The following is an 11238-nucleotide window of genomic DNA, read 5'->3' as shown; positions in this document are numbered from 1 at the left end:
CAGACAACTTGACAAGCTCGGCTGACCACGTCGTCGACCAGCGGCCGGATGCCCGGCCAGAACCGCAGGGCGAACCGCGGAGAGAGCCCACCCTGGCTGTGCCCGATGATGTCGACCTTCTTGCCCGTCCGTGCGTGCAGCGTGCGGACTGCGAAGACGGTGTACTGCGCGCTGATATCGATGTTGTCCACCGACTTGTTGGGCAACGCGAGCATGCAATACGGGCGCTGCGCCTGACGCAGGGCGCGCCCCCAGTTCCACTCGTAGTCGGCCGGGCTGGCTCCGGTGCCGGGGACGAAGACAATCGGTTTGTGCGGGCTGTTCGTCGTGATGCCGTGGCACTGCATACCCGCGGCCAACCGTGCCACCGGCACCGTCAGCGGCGGCCCCGCCTGGTTGACGGGGGCGAACATCCCGTACGGCATGGTCCGGGGCGGGAGCTGCAACGGGTCGGCCGATGCCGCAGAGGGCACCATCCCGAGCATCAGCCCCATCGCTGCGGCCGCGACCGCTCCTGCCATCCACCGTCGTCGCATCCGAACCTCCTAGAGTGATTCAGCTCACTCTAAGGCGGAGTCGCTGTCGCCGTTGCCGGTTCCTCCTCGGATCCCAAATCGGTCTTGTCGACCCCACCGCTGGTTGCCACGCAGCGCCGCACCCCAGCCCAGTAGCGCACCCAATTGCAGCAGGACCTGGAAGGTCAACAGCCCGGCGACGACGGACGCCGCGGCACCGAGAGCACTAGCTCGCTGCGGGTCCCCCACCCAACGGCGGTACCGGCGCACCGACCACAGCATGAACACCACGTCGACGAGGAGTTTGACACCCACCACCACCGCCACCGGCACCAGTACGTCGGTTCGCCAGGTGATGAGGAAGTAGGCCAACAGCCCGAGTGCGGTCAACCCGTAGACCGGGGCTAGCGTGTCGACGGTCTTCACCGGCAGCATCAGGGTGCCCAGCCGTCCGTAGCGTCGCTCACCGACCATGGCGCGGTACCACCAGTGCGTCTGCAGGAACTCGCCGAACCAGCGCCGGCGCTGCCGGAGGAACGCGGCGACGGTACCCGGGGCCTCGGTGTGCGCTTGCGCCGCGCCCAGGGCCGCGAACCGCCAGCGCAGGTCGTGGTCGCCGGCGTACCGGTACATCCGGGCCACCAGTTCATAGTCCTCGACCATCGTCGCGGCGTCGAAACCGCCGACCGTCGCCACGGCCTCCCGCCGGAACCCCGCGAACGCCCCGGAGATCAGCTGCAGGCAGTCCACGCGCATCCAGGCGTAGCGGGCCAGGAAGTTGCGGATGTACTCGTAGGTCTGGAAGTACTGCAGCACCGCACCACCCACGGTCGGCGCGCAGACCGGGGTGATGACACCGGTCACGCCGACCAGGTCGAGGTCGGCGGCGAAGGCGGTGCGCACCGCGGCGAGGGCACCACTGTCGAGCACGGTATCGGCGTCGACGGTGAGCACGACGTCGGCGGTCGTGACCAGTAGCGCCGCATTCAGCGCGGTCGCCTTGCCACCATGTGGCAGTGGGATCACTGTCAGACGTATGCCATTGACCACAACCGGAGCTTCGACGGTCAGTCCGAACTCACCGTCGAGCCATGCCGCGGTGCCGTCGGTCGAACCGTCATCAGCCAGGACGATCTCATCCGGTGGATCAGTCTGATCCAGCAAGGCCGCGATGGTCGCCGGTAGGGCCGCGGCCTCGTTGTGCGCAGCGATCAGCACGGCGACGCTGACCCGCTGCGACGAATCGCGGGCGGGAGCGGCGTCGGGAGCATTGGGGACGGCAGCAATCGGCGCGGCGATCTTAGCGATCTGCCAACCGGTGAAAACCTGCAGCCCGACGTCGTACATGAGATAGCCCAGCCCCAACGACCAGGCAAGCAATCCGCCGCGCCCCCACACCTGCGCCAGCAGTCCCGTCCAGACGACCAAGACCAGCACGCCGACGAGCACACTGGCCAGCGGTGTGCGCGGCGGAGTCAATCGCGACGACGCCCGAGTCAGCGACCGACCGAGACTGTCGGTCATGGCGTCATTGTCCTTCAGTCGACCGCGTTTCGCCGGTTGCGCCTATCGCGGCGTCAGGGTGATTCGAGACGTGACCGTCGGATCGCGCGGGATATGGACGACGTAGGCGATGCCCTCATACCCGTTGCCCTTGCGCCAGAAGTCGCGGCGCGTCGTGTCCAACGCGAGGATCCAGCCTCCGCGCGACGTCGGGTGGATGTCGTACCAGGTCTCATCGGCGGTGGCGTACATCTTGTTGCCCACGACGTGTGCCGCGTAGGTCAAGACCACGGTGTCGTCGCGGCCGTACAGCTTGTACGTGTACCAACCCGAGCGGATCGCCGCCTGCGCCGGCGGCGCCGTGGCCATCCCCGCACCGATCGCGAGAAGTGCTGCGGCCAGCACCGTCGTCGCGATCCGCCTAATCTCCTGCATTCCGGCCCCCTCGTGGCATTGGTCGTTTCCAGACGTTACCGGCACGCGCGACAGCACGGTGCCCGAATCACCGCCCGCCCCGTTGGCGACGGGGGCTCTCGAGCGCACAATGGAGTGATGGCGGAGTCTCACGTGCCGTCGTTCCACTCCGACGGGGTGGGCCAAGACGGCCAAGACCTGCTGATCATGATGCTCGATCAGCAGGCCGAACTGCCCAGTGTCCAACGGATGCGCGCGTGGGCGGCGCAGGTGCTGGCGGTCAAGGCCGGGGAGAGCGCCCTGGACGTCGGGTCGGGCACCGGGTCGGAGGTGGTGTCCCTCGCGCGGGCCGTCGGACCGTCGGGAACAGCCGTCGGGGTGGATCCCAATCCGGCCATGGTCGCGGCGGCGACCTCGCGGGCGAAAGGCTCGACGGCTCGGTTCGTGCAGGGCACCGCCTACGACCTGCCGTTCCCCGACGGCAGTTTCGACGCGGTGCGCTGCGAGCGCGTTTTCCAGCACCTCGACGATCCGCACGCGGCGACCCTGGAGATCGCCCGCGTGCTCCGTCCGGGTGGTCGCGCCATCCTGATCGACAGTGACTGGGACACCGCGATCATGCACCCGATCTCCCCCGAGATCTCCGGGGCGTTGAGCGCAGCCCAGGCCACACGCACGCCCAACCGCACGTCGGGGCGTCGCCTGCGCGGATTGATGGCCTCGGCCGGGTTCACGATCGACGACATCGGTTCGGAGGCCGTCATTTTCGACGCGCTCACCTCCGCACCGATGTACGTCGCCCAGCTCGACGCGGCCGTCGAGGACGGGATCATCACCCGTGCCCAGGCCGACCAAGCGGCGACGGAAGTGGAACACGGACTCGCCACCGGCGACTACCTGTTCTGCGTCACCATGTTCGCCGTCCTCGGCCACCTGGCCTGAATGCCGAGCCGCGCACCGCGATTCTCATCAGGCACAGCCGAGCAGCGGCGCATGACGAGAACGGCGGTGCGCGACTGAGGCTAGGCGTGAGTCAGGCGACGTTGAGGGTGGTCCGGACCGGCGTCGGCTCGACGGTCAGATCCAACACCGGGCAATGCTCGTCAACGATGCGTTGCAGTTCGCGGTACTGCTCCTCGGTGGCTGGGCCCTCGATGTCCACGGTCACCCGGATCTCCTGGAAACCGGGGCGGACCGTCGGGTCGAGGCCGAAGAACCCGTGCACGTCGAGGTCGCCCTCGGCCGAGGCCCTCAGGCTCGACACCTCGATGCCCAGGCGCTGCGCCCAGAATCGGTACGTGACGATCTGGCATGACAGCAAAGCCGAGAGGTAGTACTCGACGGGATTGGGCGCCTCTCCCCCGCCGCCGAGTGCGGCCGGCTCGTCGACGCGGACTCGGCGGGTGCCGACGGTGATCTCCGAGCCCACCGCCCCGGCCGGCTGAGCCTGCGCACCGACAACCAGCACCGCGGCCGACGGATTGACCTCCACAGCTGCGGCTGTCGCACTGGCCAGCGCGTTGAGGCCGCCGGTATCGGGGATGGGATGAAAGGTTGCTGTTGTCATGGGCGTCACGTTAGGGCCGGCCCCCCGCGGGTTGAAGGTTTGCATTCCCACCGATTCTGACGCCACCCCTACTGAGAATTCTCCCCTGGCGGCCCGCAAAGGGAAATCTTCCCTTCGCCCACCACTACGGGAGCTGTCTCAGCACGCGGCGCGGCACCGTGGGTTTGTCAGAGGGCGGCGCTAGCGTTTGAGTCATGGGATATTCCGCCGAGTTGGAGCGCCTGGTGACGCTGAGCCGCCACCAGATAAAGACGGTCTGCGCCGACGAGTCGCAGATCCCGGGCTTCATCGAGCTGTGCCGCGAGAAGTTCGACGAGCACCTCGCCGAGTACGACGACTGGCTCGATGACGACGAGAACCAAGCACACCTGCACTGGCAGGAGGCGGTCGCGTGGCGCGAAACGGCGGCACTGCTGACCACGATGACGCAGGGACCCGACACCCGCCGGCGCAGCGCGTGACCTGTCGTTCGGGCCTCTCACATGTGAGCCGCTCCCTGCCCTCAGCGCACGGCAGCGCATGAGCCGCACCCTGATCCTCCTGCGCCACGGCAAGTCGGGCTACCCGCCCGGCGTCGCCGACCACGACCGCCCGCTGGCACCCCGTGGAGAACGCCAGGCTGCCCTCGCCGGGCAGTGGATGCGCGACGAGGGTCTCGGCGTCGACGCGGTGCTCTGCTCGACTGCGCGCCGCACCCGCGAGACGCTGGCACGCACCGGCATATCCGCCCCCGTGCAGTTCGTCGGTGACCTCTACGGCGCGTGGTCCTCGGAGATCCTCGAATCCATCCGCATCTACACACCCGAGTCGGCGCGCACCCTCCTCGTCGTCGGCCATGTGCCGGGTATGCCGGCCACCGCCGCCGACCTCGATCCCGACGCCGATGTCCCCGAGTTCCCGACGTCCGCCTACGCAGTCTTGACCGTAGGGGTGCCCTGGGCCGAAGTCGGTCTCACCGTCGACCCCGATTGCCGCCTGGTCGGCGTCCGCATCCCCCGCTGACCCCACGTTTCCAACGTCGCGAGTCGGTTACCAACTTCGACGCAAGTCGGCGAGTTACTCGCCGTGTTGGATCTGCGAGTCAGACCAACCCCGCCAACTGCAGTTTGCGACGAACCCGCCCAACGACCACCTGCGCGTGCAAGTCGTCCCAGGTCCACCGGACGACGAGGATCCCCATGTCCTCCAGCTTGGCCTCGCGCCGCTTCTCCCGCGCTATCACGTCTTGGGGTGTCTCACCTTCGCGAAGGTAGTCGAGGTACTTCCCCAACCCGTCGAATTCCCCCGCGACGCGGATCGCGCCGGTCGCATCGCGCCACACGAAATCCGGACGAGCAACGAAGAGGTGGTACTCATCGAAGATCTCCACCTGCAGCTCAGGCGTCGGCAACCCGGCAAGGATCATCTGCGCCCGACTCCACGACTCACCGGGGTTCTCCGACAGTCCGTCGGCCAGCTCCAACGCAGTGCGCGCGATACCCACATTCCTTTGCCGGCCGCGGCAGAACCCAGCGAGCAGATCCACGTCGACGTGAGCACGCAGCGCCGAGTCGAACACGGCGAGCGAGCCGGGGAACCCGGCGGGCGAAGTCCGTGCGACGTCGAAAGCCGTCCGTGCCGGCGACGTGAGCCGCACACCGTCGACCTCCACGATGTCCGCCTCGGCCAATCGGCCGGGATGCAAAAAACGGTGCGATCGCCGGTACCCGGCTGAACCCTCTACCGCGGTGATGTGAAGGCGACTCAGGTCGGGGCGCAGCATCGCCAGCTGGTGGACCACCGCTGCCGACGAATGACTGATCACGGTGCCCGGACCAACGCTGGCCGACAACGCCTCGAGCCGATGGCGATGCACGGGGCGGCGGGCCGTAGGAAGTACGTAGACACCCGGGACCAGCGGCTCAATCTTGTGCTCACGCGCTGCTCGGTAGATCCGGTGCGGGTCGATGCCGATCTTCTTGGCGACCGCCACGCGCAGGATCCCCTCGCCGTCGAATGGGAATTCGTCCATGCGCACTTAGACGCGGCTCGACAGCGGGCGGTTCCATCCAGTCCTAGTACGAACGACTTCCGCTCCGCCTCCTCCAGACCCCAAGCCCACGCAAATCCAACGCGGCGCGCAGGTTTCCGCCGCCCGCCGGTGTTGGGTTCCTGCGCGCGCAGTTGGAAACAGTGTGCTGGTCGCCGACTGCTCGGCGGTCGCATCAACGACAACCCCGACGGCCTAGGATTTCCTCATGTTGATCGTGACGACCAATGACATCCCCGGCTACCGCATCGACGCCGTCCTCGGCGAAGTGATGGGCATGACCGTGCGCTCGGCGAACATCGGCGCGAACTTCGTTGCAGGGTTTCGTGCGATGGGCGGAGGCGAGGTCACCGAATACACCAAGCTCGTCTACGAATCACGTCAACAGGTGATGCAGCGCATGTGGGAGCAGGCGGTTCAGCGCGGCGCGACGGCGATTGTTGCAGCCCGATTCGACACCGGGTCGATCGGCACCAGCTTCTCCGAGGTCTGCGCCTACGGCACCGCCGTCGTCGCAGTCCCTATCCCCGCCGGTGATCCTGGCGCGACGCCCCAGTCGGCAGCCGATGCCCAGGCCCGTGCTGCTGGGGCCAGCTGACCACTCGGACTACACGAATCAAACGTGGCACGCCGCTTTCCGCCATCGGTCGGCGTTGGCAAGCGGCGCGTGGTGTAGGAAACGGCTACCAGGCCGACGCCCAGGACCGCGGCTTACCGTTGCGAAGCGCCGTCAAGCGGGCCTGCATCGGTGCTGCGAAGAGGCTGTCGCGACGACCGGTATAGCCGTCACCTGCGCGCCAGAAGGTGGTACGAGTCCCGAAATCGTCGATGTAGCCACCGTTGCGGGTCGGATGGATCGGGAGATTGGTGAATTTGCCACGCACCCATCCGTTCGCGATGGTCACCGTCTCGGTGGACACGAACTCGTATGTCGGCAGTTTCCAGAGGCTGTACCAGTACTGGCCGGAGTCGATCTGGGCCTGGGCCGGCGCGGCCGCCATCGTGGACACTCCCGTTGCGGTGGCAGCGGCCACCACTACGCCGGCGATGATCTTCTTGACGTTCTGCACCTGATCCCCCCACGTCTCTCGAAACAGTCAGACCACACTACGCGACGACGATCACCCGACGTCACATGCCGATCGAATGTGGTCGAACCGCATGACGAGAACCCACCCCAATCACGTGTCACTCGCAACGAGGTCCAATCGCACCCCCAGCAGCCGCACCGGACGGTCGAGCTCAAAGTCGTCGAGCAGTGCGTGCACGACCGGGCCGATGGCCGCTGACTCCGTCGTCGGCGCCGGCAACTTGCGCGACTTGGTCCGCGTGTAGAAAGTCTTGGTCCGCACCGTGACCGCAACGCGGAACACCTCGCGGTCCTCGTCGACGACTTGGGCCAGCACGTGCTCGGTCAACTCGTCGACCGCAATGTGCATCTCTTCGGGCGAATCGAGGTCCGTGGGAAAAGTGCGCGAATGCGAATGCGACTTCGCCTCCCACGGCTCCGGCGTAATCGTCGAGTCCCCGCCGCCGCGGCACAGCACATAGAGCCAATTCCCCTGGTGCGGACCAAAGGTAGCGATCAGGTCGTCCTTGGGCACAGCCACCAGCTCGTCCACGGTCTGCACGCCGATTCCCGACAATTTCGTCGCGGTCTTCGGCCCGACGCTCCACAGCTCACGGGTTGGCTGCGGCCCCATCAATGCGCCCCAATTGTCCGCGTCGAGACGAAACACCCGCGGACCGTCGTCGGCGGATGCGCGCTTGGCGAAGTTGGTGGCCATCTTGGCGCGCTGCTTGTTGTCGCTGATGCCGATCGACGCGGGCAGCCCGGTCCGCTCCCCGATCGTCGCAATAACGTCGACGGCGAGGGCGGCGACCTGCTCATCGTCGAGTTCCCCAGCACCGAGGTAGGCCTCGTCCCAGCCCCACACCTCGACTGCGCCGAACCCCCGCAGCGTCGCCATCACTTCTGCCGACGCATCGTCGTAGGCCTCGACATCCAGCGGCAGGTACACCGCGTCAGGCATCTTGCGATGTGCGACCCGCAACGGCATCCCCGCGCGCACGCCGACCGCCCGCGCCTCGTACGACGCACACGTCACGACCTTGCGCGGCGCCGTCGGGTCCCCGTCACCCCCGACGATGACGGGCACGCCGACGAGCTCCGGCGAGCGGCGGCGCTCCACCGATACCTGGAACTGGTCCAGGTCGACATGCAGGATGCGTCGGGTGCCCACGACTGCCAGCCTAGGCCGAGTGGCAGTCCCCTCCCGGTTTGACGGTCACCCGGATCTCGACGGGGACCTCGTTCGACGCGACTGCCCGCACGACGTAGACGCCCGGCGTCCTCGGCGACCAGTTCACCGTGAGGGGGTCGTGCACCGGCACCACACCCGATGGCGGCGTCAGATTGTCGCGCGCCGTCGTCGTCGTGTTGACCGCGACGACGGAAACGGCGTTGCGCAGGTCGTCGCGCGCGATGACGACGGAGTAACTGCAGCCGGTGACGTACGCGCCCTCCGACGGCGCGCGGTCAGCGGCGGCGGCTTCCGACGTCCCCCAGTGCCCAAGGCCCACCGCCGCCAGGATGAGTGCCACGGCGCCCGCGCCGCGGCGAATCGAATCGCCCATGACGTTCTCCTGTGTGCGGGGTAGGAGACCACTCTCGCGCGCACGGGCACCGGACGGATGCGTAGCCGACTACCTGTCTTTGCCCGGCCCGTTCGTTCCGGCCACCCCACACCGTTTCGTCAACCCGGCATCAATCGACGGTGGGTTGCCGAAACGGGGTGGGAACCTCCGACGCCGAAACGAACAGGCCCCCTCACCTTGCGGTGAGAGGGCCTGCCGGAACTCAGCGATCAGATGTTGTAGTCGCCGTAGCCGTAATCGTCGAGCGGCACCGCAGCGCCGGCCGGAGCACCGAAGGTACCGTCCGGGCTGTAGTAGGTGTCGTCGTAGCTCGGCACCGCGTACGCGGCGGCCCGGGCCTCCTCGGTCGGCTCCACCTGGATGTTGCGGTAGCGGTTGATACCGGTACCGGCCGGGATGAGCTTACCGATGATGACGTTCTCCTTGAGACCGATGAGCTTGTCGCTGCGGCTGTTGATGGCCGCATCGGTAAGCACGCGGGTGGTCTCCTGGAAGGACGCCGCCGACAGCCACGAGTCGGTGGCCAGCGATGCCTTGGTGATACCCATCAGCACCGGGCGACCCGATGCGGGCTCGCCGCCCTCGCCGACGACCGTACGGTTGGCCGTCTCGAACTCGACGCGCTCCACCAGCGAACCGGGCAGGAACTCCGTCGCGCCCGACTCGATGATCTGCACGCGGCGCAGCATCTGGCGCACGATCGTCTCGATGTGCTTGTCGTGGATCGACACACCCTGGCTCCGGTACACCTCCTGGACCTCGTTGACGAGGTGGATCTGCACCTGACGGGGGCCCATGACGCGGAGGACCTCGTGCGGATCAGCCGCACCCTCCATGAGCTGCTGGCCCAGCTCGACGTGGTCGCCGTCGGCGAGGAGCCGCTCGGAACCGTCGTCGTGCTTGAACACGCGCAGACGCTGGCGCTTGGAGATCTTCTCGACCGTGACCTCTTCCGAACCGTCGTCGGGGACGATCGTGATCTTGTAGAACCGATCGTCATCCTCGAGGCGGATCCGGCCGGCGACCTCGGCGATCGGGGCCTTGCCCTTGGGGACACGGGCCTCGAACAGCTCCTGGACGCGCGGCAGACCACCGGTGATGTCGTCACCGACGCCACCCTGGTGGAAGGTGCGCATGGTCAGCTGCGTACCGGGCTCACCAATCGACTGGGCCGCGATGATGCCGACGGCCTCGCCGATGTCGACGAGCTTGCCCGTGGCCATCGAACGGCCGTAGCAGTGGGCACAGACGCCGGTGCCGGTGTCACAGGTCAGGACCGAGCGAACCTTCACCGAGTCGATACCGGCCGCCAGCAGCGCGGCGATAGCCGGGTCGCCCAGGTCGTGGCCGCGCTCGATGATGACGTTGCCGTCGGCGTCGACCGCATCGGCGGCCAACGTGCGGGCGTACGCACTCGTCTCGACGTGCGCGTCACGGATGATCGACCCGTCGGCCTGCTTCTCGCCCAACGGCACGACGATGCCGCGGTCGGTGCCACAGTCGGTCTCGCGGACGATGACGTCCTGCGACACGTCCACCAGACGGCGGGTCAGGTAGCCCGAGTCCGCGGTACGCAGGGCGGTGTCAGCCAGACCCTTACGCGCGCCGTGGGTGTTGATGAAGTACTCCGCCACGGTCAGGCCCTCGCGGAACGAGGACTTGATCGGCCGCGGGATGAACTCACCCTTCGGGTTGGTCACCAGACCCTTCATGCCCGACAGGTTGCGGACCTGGGTGAGGTTACCGGTGGCACCCGACGACGGGATCATGACGATCGGGTTGTCGGCCGGGTAGTGCTCCTCCATGGCCTTACCGACTTCCTCGGTGGCCTGCTTCCAGATCTCGACCAGCGAATCGCGCCGCTCATCGGGAGTCAGGGCACCGCGCTGGAACTTGGCCTCCAGCTTGTCGGCACGCTCCTCGTACTTGTCGAGGATCTCCGCCTTGTTCGGCGGCACGAGCACGTCGGACATGGCGACGGTGACACCCGAGCGGGTCGCCCAGTGGAAACCGACGTCCTTGAGCTTGTCGACGGTCTGCGCGACGACGATCATCGGGTAGCGCTCGGCCAGGTCGTTGATGATGACGGCCTGGCGCTTCTTCGGCATCTGCTCGTTGACGAAGCGGTACTCGACCGGCAGCAGCTCGTTGAACAGCACCCGCCCAAGGCTGGTGATGATCTCCCACGGCTGGCCGTAGGCCCAACCGTCGGGGAACTGCTCCGCCTCGATCTCCGGCGTCGGACGCTGGTCGGTGAGGCGGATCTTGATCTGGGTCTGCACGGTGATCGCACCGCGGTCAACGGCCATGATGGCCTCGGCCGGGCTCGAGTACACGCCGCGCTCGACGTCGTCCTTGGTGGCCTCGCGGTACTCGCCGGGCAACCCCTCCTTGATGGTGGTCAGGTAGAACAACCCGGTCACCATGTCCAGGCGCGGCATGGCCAGCGGGCGGCCCGACGCCGGGGACAGGATGTTGTTGCTCGAGAGCATCAGGATCCGGGCCTCAGCCTGCGCCTCCGCGCTCAGCGGGAGGTGCACGGCCATCTGGTC

General features: G+C 67.3%; 12 protein-coding genes and 1 pseudogene. 4 read left to right on the top strand and 9 right to left on the bottom strand.

Features of this window, described 5'->3' with window-relative positions; translation table 11 throughout:
- The 3 genes from B4L26_RS18985 to B4L26_RS18975 form a co-directional block, all read right to left on the bottom strand.
- Positions 1–536, bottom strand: a 536-nt coding sequence (locus B4L26_RS18985) for an esterase/lipase family protein (RefSeq protein WP_414651930.1), incomplete at its 3' end; no start/stop codon positions are given.
- 24 nt (positions 537–560) lie between these two features.
- Positions 561–2039, bottom strand: a complete 1479-nt coding sequence (locus B4L26_RS18980) for a glycosyltransferase family 2 protein (protein ID WP_290721582.1) — start codon at positions 2037–2039, stop codon at positions 561–563.
- A 42-nt stretch (positions 2040–2081) separates the two neighbouring features.
- Entirely contained in the window at positions 2082–2453 is a 372-nt protein-coding gene (locus tag B4L26_RS18975) for a hypothetical protein (protein ID WP_290721581.1), read from the bottom strand.
- 117 nt (positions 2454–2570) lie between these two features.
- On the opposite strand from B4L26_RS18975, the gene B4L26_RS18970 reads away from it, so the two are divergent.
- The gene (locus B4L26_RS18970) at positions 2571–3374 is read left to right on the top strand and encodes a methyltransferase domain-containing protein (RefSeq protein WP_290721579.1); all 804 of its coding nucleotides are present in this window, start codon (positions 2571–2573) and stop codon (positions 3372–3374) included.
- Between the two features lie 91 nt (positions 3375–3465).
- Here B4L26_RS18970 and B4L26_RS18965 read toward each other — a convergent pair whose 3' ends face one another.
- Positions 3466–3999, bottom strand: a complete 534-nt coding sequence (locus tag B4L26_RS18965; RefSeq protein ID WP_290721576.1) for an OsmC family protein — start codon at positions 3997–3999, stop codon at positions 3466–3468.
- A gap of 194 nt (positions 4000–4193) precedes the next feature.
- Between B4L26_RS18965 and B4L26_RS18960 the strand changes: the two genes are divergently transcribed.
- Together B4L26_RS18960 and B4L26_RS18955 are read left to right on the top strand one after the other, a co-directional pair.
- The gene (locus tag B4L26_RS18960) at positions 4194–4460 is read left to right on the top strand and encodes a hypothetical protein (protein ID WP_290721573.1); all 267 of its coding nucleotides are present in this window, start codon (positions 4194–4196) and stop codon (positions 4458–4460) included.
- A 58-nt stretch (positions 4461–4518) separates the two neighbouring features.
- Positions 4519–5001, top strand: coding sequence for a SixA phosphatase family protein (locus tag B4L26_RS18955; RefSeq protein ID WP_290721571.1), 483 nt, complete (start codon positions 4519–4521; stop codon positions 4999–5001).
- Positions 5002–5080: 79 nt separating this feature from the next.
- Here B4L26_RS18955 and B4L26_RS18950 read toward each other — a convergent pair whose 3' ends face one another.
- A complete protein-coding gene (locus B4L26_RS18950; RefSeq protein WP_290721568.1) occupies positions 5081–6010 on the bottom strand; it encodes a type IV toxin-antitoxin system AbiEi family antitoxin domain-containing protein in 930 nt (309 codons plus the stop codon).
- A gap of 226 nt (positions 6011–6236) precedes the next feature.
- Between B4L26_RS18950 and B4L26_RS18945 the strand changes: the two genes are divergently transcribed.
- Complete coding sequence (locus B4L26_RS18945; protein WP_290721566.1) at positions 6237–6626, top strand: YbjQ family protein; 390 nt, start codon at positions 6237–6239, stop codon at positions 6624–6626.
- Between the two features lie 85 nt (positions 6627–6711).
- Here B4L26_RS18945 and B4L26_RS18940 read toward each other — a convergent pair whose 3' ends face one another.
- The 4 genes and pseudogenes from B4L26_RS18940 to B4L26_RS18925 form a co-directional block, all read right to left on the bottom strand.
- Positions 6712–7098, bottom strand: coding sequence for a hypothetical protein (locus B4L26_RS18940; protein WP_290721564.1), 387 nt, complete (start codon positions 7096–7098; stop codon positions 6712–6714).
- A 111-nt stretch (positions 7099–7209) separates the two neighbouring features.
- Entirely contained in the window at positions 7210–8271 is a 1062-nt protein-coding gene (locus tag B4L26_RS18935) for a DNA polymerase IV (protein WP_290721562.1), read from the bottom strand.
- A 10-nt stretch (positions 8272–8281) separates the two neighbouring features.
- A complete protein-coding gene (locus tag B4L26_RS18930; protein WP_290721560.1) occupies positions 8282–8665 on the bottom strand; it encodes a hypothetical protein in 384 nt (127 codons plus the stop codon).
- A 230-nt stretch (positions 8666–8895) separates the two neighbouring features.
- Positions 8896–11238 (bottom strand): annotated as a pseudogene (locus B4L26_RS18925) (DNA-directed RNA polymerase subunit beta'); the annotation flags it as partial.

It is taken from the genome of Gordonia sp. UBA7599, from assembly GCA_002477755.1.
In the GTDB taxonomy this organism is placed as follows: Bacteria; Actinomycetota; Actinomycetes; order Mycobacteriales; family Mycobacteriaceae; genus Gordonia.
This window is presented reverse-complemented; position numbering and strand designations above follow the sequence as displayed.